Here is a 15,180-nt window from a genome sequence, read left to right on the forward strand (position 1 = left end):
GCGATGCTGGCCCCCGTGTGGGGTCTGCGGCCGCTGCTCGACATCGACGAGGAGACCGCGCGCAACGACCTGGCGCGGGCGGCGGTGCGACGGGCGGACGGGCCACCGGGACCGCGGGGAACGGGCGTCGTCAGCCGTTCGCGGTCCACCGGTATCTGACGTCCGGTTCCCGCTCCTCGTTGCGGCTGCCGTCGTCGAACGCGATCGCGGTGAAGCCGTGCCGTTCGTAGAAGGCCCGCGCGTCGGTGTTGCGCCGGAAGACGTACAGCGTGAGTTCTCCGGCCGAGGAGCGGCGCGCCCGGTCCAGCAGCAGCGATCCGACGCCCCGGCGCCGCGCGTCGGGGCGCAGGTACAGATGCTCCAGTTCGGTCCCGTCGACGGAGACGAACCCCAGCGGCTCCCCCGCCCCGTCCCCGGTGCCGGCCTCCGCGATCCACACCGTCGTCCCGGGCAGGACGACATGGGTCATCCAGGCGAGCGTGTCCTCGTCGCTGTGCACCTTCGGCAGATACGGCATGGCCGCGGTGCGGGAGGCGAGGAAGAGCCGGGTGAGCGGACCGGCGTCCTCGGCGGTGGCCCGGCGCAGCCGTACTCCGCCGTCCCGTGCCCGTTCGTCCGCCATCGTCTCGTCCGTCGTCATCTCGCCCCTCCTGGTCCGGCCGGAATCCCGCCACGTCGCACGGTGCGCGGTGAACCGTCCGTCGTCGTGGACGAACATATGCCGGGACGGCCCGACGGCTCCACGGGATTGACCCGTCGCAGCCCCGCCCCGGTCCGCGGCGGGCCGGTCGTCGGGCCGCACCGGCCACCCGCGAAGATGTGGCGGGGGAAGATCACGACCGACCGATACGGAGGAGTGGGCAGATGCCGCACGAACGAGCTGGACAGCCGGCCCGGCCGGAGGACCTCACCGATGTGGCCCGGCTGGTGACGGCGTATTACGCCCTGCGTCCGGATCCGGCCGAACCGGACCAGCGGGTGGCGTTCGGCACCTCCGGCCACCGCGGTTCGTCCGCGGCCACCGCGTTCAACGAGGACCACATCGCCGCCACCAGCCAGGCCATCAGCGAGTACCGGGCGCGCCGGGGCACGGACGGTCCGCTGTTCCTGGGGGCCGACACCCACGCGCTGTCGGAGCCGGCCCGGGTCACCGCCCTGGAGGTTTTCGCCGCCAACGACGTGACCGTGCTCGTCGACCCGGCGGACGGGTACACCCCGACGCCCGCGGTGTCGCACGCGGTGCTCGCCCACAACCGGGGCAGGACCTCGCGGCCCGCCGACGGCGTGGTGGTCACCCCGTCCCACAACCCGCCCGGCGACGGCGGGTTCAAGTACAACCCGCCGAACGGCGGACCGGCCGGGTCGGACGCCACCGGCTGGATCCAGGACCGGGCCAACGAGATCATCGCCGGCGGCATGAAGGACGTGCGCCGGCTGCCGTACGCCCGGGCGCGGGCGGCGTCGACCACCGGGACGTACGACTTCCTCGGTTCGTACGTGGCCGACCTGCCGTCGGTGCTCGACCTGGACGCGATCCGCTCGGCCGGGGTGCGGATCGGCGCCGATCCGCTGGGCGGCGCCTCCGTCGCGTACTGGGGCCGCATCGCCGAGGAGCACCGGCTCGACCTGACCGTGGTCAACCCGCTGACGGACCCCACCTGGCGCTTCATGACGCTGGACTGGGACGGGAAGATCCGGATGGACTGTTCGTCGCCGTACGCGATGGCCTCGCTGATCGAGCAGCGGGACCGGTTCCAGATCGCGACGGGGAACGACGCCGACGCCGACCGGCACGGCATCGTGACCCCGGACGCCGGGCTGATGAACCCGAACCACTACCTCGCCGTCGCCATCGGCTACCTGTACGCGCACCGCGACCGGTGGCCGGCCTCCGCGGGGGTCGGCAAGACGCTGGTCTCCTCGGGGATGATCGACCGGGTCGCCGCCGACCTCGGCCGCGAACTGGTGGAGGTGCCGGTCGGCTTCAAGTGGTTCGTGGACGGGCTGCTGGACGGCTCGCTCGGCTTCGGCGGCGAGGAGTCCGCCGGTGCGTCGTTCCTGCGCCGGGACGGCTCGGTGTGGACGACCGACAAGGACGGCATCATCCTGGCGCTGCTCGCCTCCGAGATCCTCGCGGTGACCGGCGAGTCCCCCTCCCAGCGCTACGCGGCGCTCACCGAGCGGTTCGGCGAACCGGCGTACGCCCGGATCGACGCCCCCGCCGACCGCGCGCAGAAGGCGGTGCTCGCCCGGCTGTCCCCCGAGCAGGTCACGGCCGACACCCTGGCCGGCGAGCGGGTCACGGCCGTGCTCACGGAGGCGCCGGGCAACGGCGCGCCGATCGGCGGCATCAAGGTGACCACGGAGAACGCCTGGTTCGCCGCCCGCCCCTCGGGCACCGAGGACGTCTACAAGATCTACGCGGAGTCCTTCCTGGGCGGTGACCACCTCGCCCGGGTCCAGGAGGAGGCGAAGGCCGTGGTCTCCGCGGCGCTGGACGCCTGAGCGCCGGTCGGGGCGGCCCCGTTCCCCGGGCCGCCCCGACCGTACGGCGGGTTCAGCGCACGACGTCCACGAAGACCGGGTTGGTGTAGAACCAGGTGTCGAGCCACGGGTTGCCCTTGCCGGGCTCGTGCGGCTGCGGGCCGTGCGGGTCGATCGCCGCGCCGAGGAAGCCCGCCCCGTTGCGCCTGCCGTCGCTGCCGCGCAGCCGCAGGTAGAACGATTCGTCCGCGCGCCCGACCGGGATGCGCAGGGTGTACGTGCCGCGGCGGCCCGACACATCGGCGGTGTGGGCGACCCGGGTGTCCGGGGCGTGCCAGTCGTCGCGGTCGGCGGCCGGGCCGCGGACCGCGCCGCGGATGACGTCGACGTGCTCCAGGCGCGGCAGCACTCCGTACGGGTTGCGGCGGGAGGCCGCGGTCACCGTGACGGTGAGGGTGAGCCGCTCGCCGCGCCGGGCGCGCAGCCGGCCGCCGAGCGTGGCGCTGTTGCCGCGCTCGCCGCGCACCTTGACGTCGATGCCGTCGACGAGGTGGCCGTGGTCGACCCAGACCCGGCCGGCCCGCAGCCCCTCCATCACGTGCCGGTAGCCGTACCGGGTGACGCCGACGTGCGTGCGGCTGAACTGGCCGGGCCAGAAGTCGCCGCCGGGCTGCGGCTCGGTGGTGTCGTACGGGTCGGGGAGGCGGCCGGTGCCGTCGAAGTCCTGTCCGGGCGGCCAGGCGCCGTTGACCCAGGTGTCCTGTGCGACGCGGTGGACGTCGGAGTTGGAGGTGATCGTGAAGAGCTTGCCCTCCGCCAGCATCGCGTCCCACAGGCCGCCGACGGTCGCGGTCGCCCAGTCGAAGCCGCCGTGGGTGACGTACGCCTCGCGCGGGTAGCCGGGCCAGGAGTCGGCGGAGGGCGAATTGGTGTACTCGCCGCGGACGTTGGTGTCCGGGTGCCAGCCCGGGATCGCACCGGCCTGGGCGCCGGGGGCGCCCTCCATGCCGATCATGATCTCGGGGGCGGCGTCGCGCCAGCCGCGCATCTCGTGCGGGGAGTCGATGCCGAGCCGCATGGGGTGGTTGGCGAGGACGAGGACGTCGTCGACGTACCGGGTGCGGCGCTGCTCGGCCAGCCACTTCAGGGCCTTGATCGCGTGCGCCTCGTTGCGCGGGGTGTCGGGGTGCGTCGGGGCGCCGGCCGTGTAGCCGAGCAGCTTGCCGTCGAAGGCCTCCTCGAAGCGGGTGAGCAGGTCGACCTCGTGCCGTCCGGGCGGCGAGAAGACGGTGCAGTGCTCGGCGCCGGGGATGTACCACTCCAGTCCCTGGAAGATCAGCATGCGCCTGTTCTCGGCGCGGGCCCGCAGGATCTCCCGGTGTTCGAGCGCGGCGCCGCGCTCGGCGTGGCCGATGTTGCTGTGCTCGGTGAAGACCATCCAGTCGAGGCCGAACTTCTGTCCCGCCGTGGCGAGTTGGGAGAAGGTGTACTTGGCGTCGTGGCTGTAGACGGAGTGGTTGTGGTGGTCCCCGACCAGGTAGACCAGATCGGGGGCGTGCCCGTTGCCTCCCCCGTGCCCGTGCCCGGGGGACCGGTCCCCCCGCCCGTCGGCCAGTGCCGGCAACGGCAGCGAGGCGGCGGCGAAGGCCGCTCCGAACAGGCCGGCGCGGCGCATCAGCCCTCGGCGGCTGAGCCCCTGGGGGTCGAGCGACTCCGCGGGCACCTGGGGGTCGGCCCATTCGGGCACGGGTCGGTACATGGGGTGTGGTTCTCCTTCGTGCGGGACGGCATCGTTCCGCGGTCCGGACCCCGGTGCCGCCGCCATGAGGATTTCCCGGTTCCGGAACGGCCGGGTGAACCGGGGCCGAAGTGCGGGGGGCGCCCCCGTGGCACACCGGTGCCGCCGGGCCCGCCGCGGGGCTCGGGTCGGGCCGGGACGGCGTCCGCTCCCCCTCACCCGTCGCAGAACCATTGCGCCGAGGGGGGCGACAGTGGTTGAGTGGAGAGCTGAAGATGTGAATCGAGGTTCAGACCATCGTGGCCTACCGACCCACCGCCCGTACGGAGGCGACCCGGCTCGCGCACCGCGAGCGGCTGCTCGACGCGGCACGGCAACTGCTGGCCGAGGGCGGCTACGCCGCAGCCAGTGTGTCCGCGCTCGCCCGGCGGGCCGACGTCTCCACCGGCAGCGTGTACAACCACTTCGCCTCCAAGCAGGAGCTGCTGGCCGCGGTCTTCCGGCACGTCGCGGGCCACGAGCTCGACGCGGTGCGCAAGGCCGTACGGGACCGGGAGGGGGTCGCCGAGCAGCTGCGCGCCCTCGTCGAGGTCTTCTCGTACCGTGCCCTGCGCGCCCCCCGTACGGCCTGGGCGCTGCTGGCCGAGCCGGTCGACCCGCTCGTCGAGGAGGAGCGGCTGGCCTACCGGCGCGGCTATCACGACCTCGCCGAGACGATCATCGTCGCCGGTGTCGATTCGGGTGATCTGCCCCCGCAGGACGCCCGGTTGTCGGCGGCCGCCGTGATCGGCGCGGTCGGCGAGGCGCTGATCGGCCCGTTGTCGCCGGTCGGCGTGCGGACCGACCCGGCGCCGGTCGTGGAGAGCATCACGATGCTGTGCCTCAGAGCGGTCGGCGCCAGGAGCGCCTGAGCGCCGGCCGGGCGGCCCCGACGGCCGCCCGGCCGGCTCCGGACACGGACCGACCGCCGCCCACCCCGTCGACCCAGGACAGGACCGACATGACCGTCACCGCGCACCGGACCGGCCCCGGGGCCACGGCCCCCGCGCCGCACCCCACCCACGAGGTCACCAACCAGGCTCCGCCCAGGACCGGTCTCGACGAGTACGGCACCAACCTGCCGCTCGTCGAGGCCGTCCGCGTCTTCGGTGCCGCCGGGCACGAGCCGGAGCTGCACGAGATCGGCACGCTGGTCGGCTCCGAGCGGTTCCAGACCGACGCGGAGCTGGCCCACACCTCCCCGCCGGTCCTGCGCACCCATGACCGCTACGGTCACCGCGTCGACGAGATCGAGTTCCACCCCGCGTACCACGAGATCATCGGCGCGTCCGTCGCGCACGGCACGCACACGGCGGGCTGGGCCGATCCGAAGCCCGGCGCGGCGGTGGGGCGGGCGGCCTCGTTCATGCTGTTCGCCCAGGTCGAGCCCGGTCACGCCTGCCCGATGTCCATGTCGCACGCCGTGGTCCCGGTCCTGCAGCGCGATCCGGAGGTGGGGCGGGACTGGCTGCCGGGGCTGCTGAGCCGTTCGTACGACCCCCGCACGATCGCCCCTGGCGAGAAGTCCGGGCTCACCTTCGGCATGGGGATGACGGAGAAGCAGGGCGGCTCCGACGTCCGCGCCAACACCACCCGGGCCGTCCCGCTGGCCTCCGACCCCGAGGGCCGGGCCCATCTGCTGACCGGCCACAAGTGGTTCTTCTCCGCCCCGCAGTCGGATGCCTTCCTGGTCCTGGCCCAGGCCGAGGCGGGGCTCACCTGCTTCCTCGTGCCGCGGGTGCTGCCCGACGGGACCCGCAACACCATCCGCGTCCAGCGGCTGAAGAACAAGCTCGGCAACAAGTCGAACGCCTCGTCCGAGGTGGAGTTCGACGGCACCTGGGCGGTCCGGGTCGGCGAGCCGGGCCGCGGCGTGCCGACCATCATCGAGATGGTCAACCACACCCGGCTGGACTGCGTGCTCGGCACCACCGCGGGCATGCGCCAGTCGGTGTCCGAGGCGATCTGGCACGCCCGCCACCGCAGTGCCTTCGGCGCCCGGCTGGCCGACCAGCCGGCCATGGCGGCGGTCCTGGCGGACCTGGCGCTGGAGACGGAGGCGGCGACCTGGACCTCGCTGCGCCTGGCGCACGCGTACGAGAGCGACAGCGGCGAGTCCGAGGTGATGTTCCGCCGGCTGGCCACCGCCGTGTCGAAGTACTGGATCTGCAAGCGCGGCCCGCACCACGCCTACGAGGCGCTGGAGTGCCTGGGCGGCAACGGCTACACCGAGGACTGGCCGCTGGCCCGCCGCTACCGCGAGCAGCCGGTGATGGCGGTGTGGGAGGGGTCCGGCAACGTCATCGCCCTCGACGTGCTCCGGGGCATCGCCAGGACCCCGCAGTCGCTGGACGCCTTCTGGGCCGAGCTGGACACCACGGCGGGTGCCAGTGACGTGCTGGACGCGCATGTGCGCCGGGTGCGCCGGGAACTCGCGGACGACCTGGGCGACCCGCTCGCCGCGCAGACCCGGGCCCGTGCCACGGTCGAGGGCATGGCGCTGGCCCTGCAGGCGTCGCTGATGCTCCGGCACGCCCCCTCGGCGTCGGCCGAGGCGTTCGTCGCCGCCCGGCTCGGCGAGGGCCGCGGCCACCAGTACGGCATCCTGCCGCGCGGCACCGACGCGGCGACGATCGTGGAACGGCACTTCGGCGCCGCCGGCTGATCCGCGAGGGCTCCCCGGTGTGGGGGCGGGTGCGGCCCGGGCCGCCCACCGGGGACGGCCGGGCGCCGGGGGCTGCCCGCTCCCGCGGTCACCCGGGCCCGGGGCTCGGCCGGTGGATCGCCCCGGAGGTGTCCGAGAGCGGGAGGCCGGTGCCGCCCCAGCGCAGGGCGACGATCTCCGCCGCGATCGAGACGGCGACCTCCTCCGGCGTGCGGGCGCCCAGGTCCAGGCCGACGGGCGAGCGCAGCCGCGCCAGTTCGGCCTCGCCCAGACCGGCCCCGCGCAGCCGGGCGAGCCGGTCCTCGTGGGTCCGCCGGCTGCCCATCGCCCCGATGTACGCGGCCGGGGCGCGCAGCGCCACCTCCAGCAACGGGACGTCGAACTTGGGGTCGTGGGTGAGTACGCACACCACGGTCCGCCCGTCGGTCTCCGTGCCGCTCAGGTACCGGTGCGGCCAGTCGACGACGACCTCGGCGCCGTCCGGGAAGCGGCGCGGGTCGGCGAACACCGGGCGGGCGTCGCAGACGGTGACCCGGTAGCCGAGGAACGCGCCGATGCGTGCCGTCGCCGCCGCGAAGTCGATCGCGCCGAAGACCAGCATCCGGGGCGGCGGGGCGAAGGACTGGAGGAACACGGCGACGTCGTCCTCGCGCCGTTCGCCGTGCGGTCCGTAGTGCCGCAGGCCCGTGGCGCCCAGGGCGAGTTCCCCGCGCGCGTCGGCGGTCACGGCGGCGTCCAGGCCGCTCGTGCCGAGCGTCCCCGTCACGGTGTCCGGCCGGACCGCGAGGCAGGCGCCGCGCGGGGCCGGCCCGTCCGCCACGGTGGCCACCACCACCGGCCGGTGCCCGGCGACCGCCTCGGCGGCCTCGCCGAAGGCCGGGTTCCTCGCGGCCGTCACGGGGCGCACGAGGAAGGTGATCTCCCCTCCGCAGGTGAGCCCGACGGCGAAGGCGTCCTCGTCCCCGTACCCGAAGGTCTCCAGCCGGGCCCGGCCGGTCTCCACGACCTCCTTCGCCAGTTCGAGGACCGCGCCCTCGACACAGCCGCCGGAGACGCTGCCCACGACCTCGTCGCCCGGCCCCACGGCCATCGCCGCGCCGGGGCCGCGCGGTGCGCTGCGGCCGACCGCGACGACGGTGGCGAGCCCGAACGGTTCCCCGGCGGCGTACCAGCGGGCGAGCGTCGGGAGGATCTCACGCATCGGCCGTCCTTCCCCGTGCCGCCGTCACCGGCCGCCCCGGGACGGTGCGACCGTGCCCCCGCCCGGCGGGCAGGGGGAACCACCCCGCGCCGAGCGCCGTCGCCGGGCGTCCGGGCCCGGGTTCAGCCCGTGGTGTCGGACCATGCGTACGGAGGGGAGACGGGTCCGCTCGCGGGCCCGGCCCCGACGTCCTCCAGGTCCTTGTCGGCGGCCCTCATCAGCTGTGCGGCGACGTCCTTCATGGCGCGGCTCGCCGCGAGTTCGTCGCCGATGGCGGGCACGTCCACGTCCTGCGGGTTGCAGCGGGCGACCCCGTGCCCGGTGAGCTTCGCGGCGCCGGTGTCCAGCACCGCCTCGGCCCTGGTCGTCCCGTCGTCCTCGGTCAGCCCGAGGCGGAGCCGCCACTCCAGTGTGCGGGTCATCGCGCACCTCCCTGCGACCGCGCCCGGTCCGGTGCACCGCCTCGGCGCGGTCCTGTCACCAGGATCCCCCCGTCCCGGCGCGTCCGCCCGTTCCCGCTCGCCCTGCGCGGATCACACCTCCGCCGTAGGATGCAGGGAACCGAAATCCGCCGGAGACGGGCGACGGCCGGCCGACGGCGCCGTTCCGGCGATGTCCCGGAGGGCCCCTGCGGCAGGACCCGTGCCGCGCCTCGCGCCCCGCGGACGAGACGCAGGGGGGAGCGGCCCATGAACCGGCGTCGGCCTCCCCGCTCGGCCAGCGCCCAGGAGCTGCTCACCACACTGCAGCAGCTGACGTCCCGGGCGCGCCGCGAGGTGGAGCTGCACCAGGCCCGGGTGGAACTGGCGGAGGCCCTCCAGCGGGAGATGCTGCCCGCCTCGCTGCCCGCCCGGCCAGGGCTCCAGACCGCCGCCCGGTACACCCCGGCCCGCAGCGGGCTGGACATCGGCGGCGACTGGTACGACGGCTTCGTGCTGCCGGACGGCGCGCTGGCGTTCGCCATCGGGGACGTGCAGGGCCACGACGTCGAGGCGGCCGCGTTCATGGGCCAGATCCGGGTCGCCATGCGGGCCATCGCCGCCACCGCCGCGGATCCCGGCGAGATCGTGGGCCGGACCAACGACCTGCTCGTGTCGGTGGACTCCGGCCTCTTCGCGACCTGCACGTTCGTCCGCCTCGACCCGAAGTCGCGGGAGCTGCACAGCGCCCGTGCCGGGCACGTCGCGGCGGTGTGGGCCACGGCCGACGGGCGCTTCGGCGTCACCAACGACGAGGGCGGTCTGCCGCTGGGCATCCAGCCGGGCGAGCGCTACCCGGTCACCCGGCGGCGGCTGACGGACTGCGGGGCGTTCGTGCTGCTCACGGACGGTGTGGTGGAGGGGCCCTCGTTCCCGATCGACCAGGGGCTGGACGCGGTGGCCCGGCTGGTGCTCTCACGGGTGCGCGCCGACGCCGGGGAGCTGGCCGACGCGGTCCTGGGGGCGGCGGAGCAGACCGGGCACCAGGACGACGCCGCCGTTCTCGTGGTGCGGCACGGGGCCGTTCCCGGCCGGGAGTGAGGCCCGGACCCGCCGGGCCGCGCGTGTCACACGGCCGCCCCCGTCCGGGCGGTGTTCTGATGAGATGTGTGATCCGCAGCGAGAGAACCGGACGTGCGGCCGCGGCCGCACTGCGCAACCTGGCCGTCGCCGCTGCCTACTACGCGGCCGGAGGGCTCGGCCTGATCCAGGAGGTGTCCGTCCACGGCGCGGTCGTCACCCCGCTGTGGCCGCCGACCGGCATCGCGCTGGGCGCCCTGCTCTGCCTGGGTCCGGGGGTCTGGCCCGGCATCGCGCTGGGCTCGCTCCTCGTGGTCGCCACGCTCAGCGGCTCGGTCACGCCCTCCACCTTCGTCGTCGTGGCAGGCAACACCCTGGCCCCCCTCTGTTCGTACCTCATACTGCGCAGGGTCGGTTTCCGCAGGGAGCTGGACCGGCTGCGCGACGGTGTCGTGCTCGTCTTCCTCGGCGCGCTGGGCGGGATGGTCATCAGCGCGACCGTGGGCACGGGCATGCTGGTGCTGGACGGCAAGCTGCCCCTGGACGGGTTCTGGCCGGTCTGGGCGGCGTGGTGGTCGGGGGACGCGATGGGCGTCCTGGTGGTCACTCCCCTGCTGCTCGTACTGCGCGGGGCCCGGATGCCGCGGGCCACCGACCGGTGGATCGAGGCGGGCGCGCTGCTGGTCGTCTCCGCCGTGGTGGCGCTGCTGGCGACCAGGGGGTCGCTGGCGCTGATCTATCTGGTGTTCCCGCTGCTGATCTGGGCGGCCCTGCGCTTCCAGCTGGCGGGCAGCGCGCCCTGCGCCTTCCTGGTGTCGGTCCTGGCCGCCGTGGCGGCCGCGGAGGGGGTGGGCCCGTTCGCGGGCCGGAGCATCCTGCACGTGATGGTCGACCTCACCGTGTTCAACGGTTCCGTGGCCCTGACCGCGCTCCTGCTCGCGGCGGTGGTGACCGAGCAGAACAACGTCCGGTCCAGGATCGAGCGGGCCTGCGAGGAGCTGGCCGAGGTGGTCGACCATCTGGCGCCGGGGCGGGGCACGGCCGCCTGGCCGCCCCGGTCCGGGAACAGGCTCGACAACCGCTGACCGGTCGCACCGCCCCGGCGCGCGCCCGACGACCGCACGCCCCGGGTGCCCCGCGCCCGGGGCGTCGGCACGCACGGGCGTCCTCACGCGCCGAAGACGCCCCGGGAGGGAAGCGGCCCCGGACACGGGCGCACGGCCCCGGGCACGGGCGCCGGCACCGGCGCACGGACCCGATCGCATGTGCCGAAACGATCCGGCCATCGACCGTCGCCGTCCGCTCCTCCCGACGGTCCCGCGCCCCGGGTGTCATCCCCGCCCACGGCCGCGGCAGAGCCACGGCATATGCCGCCACCTCGCCCCGAACGTGAGATTCCGGCCCCGTTCCCCCCGGGGCGTCACCTCGCGCCCGTTCATTCGTTTGTTGGCCGGGGAAGGTCTCCCGGCACCGCTCGGTCGCGGACGAACCTGGTGGACAGGCCACGCAGTCGGTGGCGCACATGTCCGCACACGACCCGATTCAGGTGCCTTCCAAATGCCGACAGTCACCCACAGACCACAGGATCCGGCGCGGAACGGGACGAGACCCGAGTCAGTGCGCATGTCTGAACTTCACGAGAACTCCAGCGAAATGGCACGTCTGTGGATATCGTGCACCGAGCGAGGGCGCATCCGTCAGTCCATGGGATCGGCGGATGCGCCCCGTTTATGGCGATGCAACTGTGACTGGGGGGTTCATGGGGCATGTCGAGCTACCCGATTCGGATCGATCGGGACTCGTGGGGCTGGCGGGGGCACCGCGCCCGCGCTCCGTTCCGAATCGGCCTCGCGGCAACGGACTTGACGAATTGTGGAGGGCACCGGTCGTACCGCACCGTCCCTGCGGACCGACCGCGGCGGAGCGGGGAGGGGTCCGGTTCCTGCCGGCCGTCGTCGGCGCCGAACTGCTGGGGCTCGGGGTTCCGGCGTGGTTCGTCCTGTGGACCGGCGGGCAGCCGCGCAGTGTGTTCGCCGCCGTCGCGGCCACACTGGTGTGGGTCGTCGTGCGGGCCGTGCGCGGACGTTACGCGCACCGGCCGCCGAAGATATCCGGCGCGGCCGGCGACTGGCTGCTGCTCATAGGCGCGCTCGCCGTGCTGCGTACCGTGACCGGTGGTTCGACCGACCCCCGGACGGCCGTCGTGGCCCTGCTGCCCGGTCTGCTGGTGGGTGTCGCGGCGCAGGCGGCGCGGCGGCTGCCGTGGCCGGGGCGCCGCGAGCGGACGGCCCGGCGGGTGCTGGTCGTCGGCGAGGCCGCCGGGGTGGACCGGGTCGTCCGCTCGCTCGCGTCCCGCGCGGGTCATCCGTACTCGGTGGTGGCCGCGATACCGGTGGGCGACGCGCCGTTGGAGTGCGGGGTGCCGGTGCCGGGCCGGCTCGCACCGGCACCGGCCGACGACGACGTGTCCACGGTGCTGGGCGGGGCCTTCGCCCAGGACGCCGACCTGGCGCTGGTGGTGCCGGGGCCGCAGCTCTCCGACGAACGGCTGCGCCGGCTCTTCTGGGGCCTGCACGACGGCGGGCTCTCGCTGTCCGTGCTGTCGGGGCTCTCCGGCGTCGCGGCCGGCCGGGTACGGCCCGTCGCCGCGGCCGGACTCACCCTGCTGCACGTCGCACCGCCCCTGCGCCGGGGGCCGCAACCACTCCTCAAGGCCGTCGTGGACCGCGTCGGCGCCGCCCTCGGTCTGCTGGTCCTGGCCCCCCTGCTGCTGCTGATCGGGGCGGCGGTGCGGCTCGCCTCCGACGGGCCGGTGTTCCACCGCCAGACCCGGCACGGCCGGCACAACCGGCCGTTCACGATGTGGAAGTTCCGGACCATGGTGGTGGACGCCGAACGCCACAAGACACAACTGGTCGCGGCGAACGAGATCGACGGCCCGATGTTCAAGATGCGCCGCGATCCCCGGGTGACCCGGATCGGGCGTCTGCTGCGCCGGACCTCCCTCGACGAATTACCGCAACTGCTCAACGTGTTGCGCGGCGACATGTCGCTGGTCGGCCCGCGGCCCCCGCTCCCGGAGGAGGTCTCCCGCTACGACGAGCGGGAGTTGCGGCGACTCGCGGTGAAGCCCGGACTGACCGGCCTGTGGCAGGTCAGCGGCCGTTCGGACCTGTCCTGGCAGGAGACGGTCTCGCTCGACCTGTGGTACGTCGACAACTGGTCGGTGGCCACGGACATGGGGCTCATGGCCCGTACGCTGCGCGCGGTCACCGACGGCCGCGGGGCGTACTGAGGGCGGCGGCCGTCGATGCCGGACACCAGGGAACGGAACCACCGGACACGGCCCGGCTCAGCCCCGCGCCTCCTGCTGCTCCAGCCACCACGCGTAGGTGCCGGAGATGCCGTCGCGCAGCCCGGTCCGCGGAACGAAGCCGAGCGCGGTGAGCCGGGAGACGTCCAGGAGCTTGCGCGGGGTGCCGTCGGGCTTCGTCGTGTCCCACCCGATCTTCCCCGGATATTCCGTCACTTCCCGCACCAGACCGGCGAGTTCACGGATCGTCAGGTCCTCGCCGCAGCCGATGTTGACCGGTTCGTCGCCGTCGTAGCGCTCCAGCAGCAGGAGGCACGCGGCGGCCAGGTCGTCCACGTGCAGGAATTCACGGCGGGGGCTTCCCGAGCCCCAGAGCGTGACCTCGGGCGAACCGTCCCGGCGCGCCTCGTGGAAGCGGCGGATCAGTGCGGGCAGGACGTGCGAGGTCTCCGGGTCGAAGTTGTCGCCCGGACCGTAGAGGTTGGTGGGCATGGCGCTGATGTACGAGGCGCCGTACTGCCGCCGGTAGGACCGGGTCTGCACGACTCCGGCGATCTTGGCCAGCGCGTACGCCTCGTTCGTCGGCTCCAACGGGCCGGTGAGCAGGGCGCTTTCGGGGATCGGCTGCGGGGCGAGCCGGGGATAGATGCAGGACGAGCCGAGGAAGAGCAGCCGCTCGACACCGGCCGCGTGCGCCCCGGACACGACGCTCAGCTGGATGTGCAGGTTGTCCTCCAGGAACTGCACCGGGTACGTGCTGTTGGCCATGATCCCGCCGACCCTGGCGGCGGCCAGCACCACGGCGTCCGGACGGGTCTCCCGCAGGAAGGCCCCGGTCCGCGCGGCGTCGCGCAGATCGAGGCGGTCGCGGTCGCGGGTGATCACCTCGTACCCCTCGGCGGCGAGGCGGCGCACCACCGCCGAGCCGACCAGGCCCCGGTGCCCCGCGACGAACACACGGGCGCCGGACCGCAGGAGGAGGGGGTGGACGGATTCCTGGGGAGAGCCGGGGAAATCAGTCGTCATGGCCCGGATTCTGCCAGCAGCCGCGGCCTGCGGTGACGTTGTGCCGCAGATCGCCCGAATCCGATGTTTCGGTGAGAAATTCCCGGCGGGGAACAACAGCCTCCCGGCCGACCACAGATAGGGGGAGACGTGGCGAAGACCGCGCTCATCACCGGCGTGACCGGACAGGACGGTTCGTACCTGTCCGAGTTGCTGCTCGACAAGGGGTACACGGTCCATGGACTGATACGCCGTTCGTCGAGCTTCAACACCGAGCGCATAGACCACATCTACCAGGGCCCGGAGGAGGAGAACCGCACGTTCGTCCTGCACCACGCCGACCTCGCCGACGGGGTCGCGCTGGTGAACCTGCTGCGCGACATCCGGCCGGACGAGGTCTACAACCTGGGCGCGCAGTCGCACGTACGCGTCTCGTTCGACGCACCGCTGTACACGGGTGACATCACCGGGCTCGGCACCATCCGGCTGCTGGAGGCGGTCCGGGCGAGCGGCATCGACACCCGGATCTACCAGGCGTCGTCGTCGGAGATGTTCGGCGCGACCCCGCCCCCGCAGAACGAGAAGACCCCGTTCCATCCGCGCAGCCCGTACAGTGTCGCGAAGGTCTACTCGTACTGGGCGACGGTCAACTACCGTGAGGCGTACGGGATGTTCGCGGTCAACGGGATCCTCTTCAACCACGAGTCGCCGCGGCGCGGCGAGACCTTCGTGACCCGGAAGATCACCCGCGGGGTGGCCCGGATCAAGGCGGGTCTGCAGACCCATCTCCATCTGGGCAACCTCGACGCCGTGCGCGACTGGGGCTACGCCCCCGAGTACGTCGACGCGATGTGGCGGATGCTCCAGTGCGACGAACCGGACGACTACGTCGTGGCCACGGGCGAGGGCGTGAGCGTCCGGCAGTTCCTGGAGTACGCCTTCGAACACGCGGGCCTGGACTGGCGCGAACACGTCCGCTACGACGCCAAGTACGAGCGCCCCAGCGAGGTCGACGCGCTGATCGGGGACGCCACGAAGGCCGAGGAACTGCTCGGCTGGAAACCGGCCGTGCGTTCGCGGGAGCTCGCCAGGATCATGGTCGAGGCGGACATCCGCCAGCTGTCCGACCAGCTCGCCGGGGCCTCCGTGCGGGTGGACCGATGAGGGGCCTTCGCGTGTCCGGCGCCCGTCCCCGTCCCGGGACCGGACCGGTGCACCACCGCGTCGCCCGGCCGT

General features: G+C 73.7%; 12 protein-coding genes. 7 read left to right on the forward strand and 5 right to left on the reverse strand.

Features of this window, described 5'->3' with window-relative positions:
- Positions 1-130: 130 nt before the first annotated feature.
- Positions 131-640, reverse strand: coding sequence for a GNAT family N-acetyltransferase (locus ABZZ04_RS31195; RefSeq protein WP_356935583.1), 510 nt, complete (start codon positions 638-640; stop codon positions 131-133).
- A gap of 224 nt (positions 641-864) precedes the next feature.
- Between ABZZ04_RS31195 and pgm the strand changes: the two genes are divergently transcribed.
- Positions 865-2,505 (forward strand): phosphoglucomutase (alpha-D-glucose-1,6-bisphosphate-dependent), encoded by a 1,641-nt coding sequence (pgm, locus tag ABZZ04_RS31200; protein ID WP_356935584.1) that lies wholly within the window; start codon positions 865-867, stop codon positions 2,503-2,505.
- 52 nt (positions 2,506-2,557) lie between these two features.
- On the opposite strand, the gene ABZZ04_RS31205 is transcribed toward pgm, so the two are convergent.
- Positions 2,558-4,243, reverse strand: a complete 1,686-nt coding sequence (locus ABZZ04_RS31205) for a histidinol-phosphatase (RefSeq protein WP_356935585.1) — start codon at positions 4,241-4,243, stop codon at positions 2,558-2,560.
- Between the two features lie 278 nt (positions 4,244-4,521).
- Between ABZZ04_RS31205 and ABZZ04_RS31210 the strand changes: the two genes are divergently transcribed.
- Positions 4,522-5,133: a TetR/AcrR family transcriptional regulator gene (locus ABZZ04_RS31210; RefSeq protein ID WP_356935586.1), complete on the forward strand. Its 612-nt coding sequence runs from the start codon at positions 4,522-4,524 to the stop codon at positions 5,131-5,133.
- An 89-nt stretch (positions 5,134-5,222) separates the two neighbouring features.
- Positions 5,223-6,926, forward strand: a complete 1,704-nt coding sequence (locus ABZZ04_RS31215) for an acyl-CoA dehydrogenase family protein (RefSeq protein ID WP_356935587.1) — start codon at positions 5,223-5,225, stop codon at positions 6,924-6,926.
- A gap of 88 nt (positions 6,927-7,014) precedes the next feature.
- Here the strand turns inward: ABZZ04_RS31215 and ABZZ04_RS31220 are convergent, their stop codons facing one another.
- Both ABZZ04_RS31220 and ABZZ04_RS31225 read right to left on the reverse strand, forming a co-directional pair.
- Positions 7,015-8,127, reverse strand: a complete 1,113-nt coding sequence (locus ABZZ04_RS31220) for an XdhC/CoxI family protein (protein ID WP_356935588.1) — start codon at positions 8,125-8,127, stop codon at positions 7,015-7,017.
- A gap of 122 nt (positions 8,128-8,249) precedes the next feature.
- Positions 8,250-8,549, reverse strand: coding sequence for a DUF1876 domain-containing protein (locus ABZZ04_RS31225; protein WP_356935589.1), 300 nt, complete (start codon positions 8,547-8,549; stop codon positions 8,250-8,252).
- Between the two features lie 267 nt (positions 8,550-8,816).
- Between ABZZ04_RS31225 and ABZZ04_RS31230 the strand changes: the two genes are divergently transcribed.
- The 3 genes from ABZZ04_RS31230 (at position 8,817) to ABZZ04_RS31240 (ending at position 12,921) form a co-directional block, all read left to right on the forward strand.
- Positions 8,817-9,647, forward strand: coding sequence for a PP2C family protein-serine/threonine phosphatase (locus tag ABZZ04_RS31230; protein ID WP_356935590.1), 831 nt, complete (start codon positions 8,817-8,819; stop codon positions 9,645-9,647).
- Between the two features lie 68 nt (positions 9,648-9,715).
- The gene (locus ABZZ04_RS31235; protein WP_356935591.1) at positions 9,716-10,711 is read left to right on the forward strand and encodes an MASE1 domain-containing protein; all 996 of its coding nucleotides are present in this window, start codon (positions 9,716-9,718) and stop codon (positions 10,709-10,711) included.
- A 716-nt stretch (positions 10,712-11,427) separates the two neighbouring features.
- Positions 11,428-12,921: a sugar transferase gene (locus tag ABZZ04_RS31240; RefSeq protein ID WP_356935592.1), complete on the forward strand. Its 1,494-nt coding sequence runs from the start codon at positions 11,428-11,430 to the stop codon at positions 12,919-12,921.
- A gap of 57 nt (positions 12,922-12,978) precedes the next feature.
- On the opposite strand, the gene ABZZ04_RS31245 is transcribed toward ABZZ04_RS31240, so the two are convergent.
- Positions 12,979-13,965, reverse strand: coding sequence for a GDP-L-fucose synthase (locus tag ABZZ04_RS31245; protein ID WP_356935593.1), 987 nt, complete (start codon positions 13,963-13,965; stop codon positions 12,979-12,981).
- Between the two features lie 129 nt (positions 13,966-14,094).
- On the opposite strand from ABZZ04_RS31245, the gene gmd reads away from it, so the two are divergent.
- On the forward strand, positions 14,095-15,108 hold the full coding sequence (gene gmd / locus ABZZ04_RS31250) for a GDP-mannose 4,6-dehydratase (RefSeq protein WP_356935594.1): 1,014 nt from the start codon (positions 14,095-14,097) through the stop codon (positions 15,106-15,108).
- The last annotated feature ends 72 nt before the right edge of the window (positions 15,109-15,180 follow it).

It is taken from the genome of Streptomyces sp. NPDC006435, assembly GCF_040612315.1.
Taxonomy (GTDB): Bacteria; Actinomycetota; Actinomycetes; order Streptomycetales; family Streptomycetaceae; genus Streptomyces.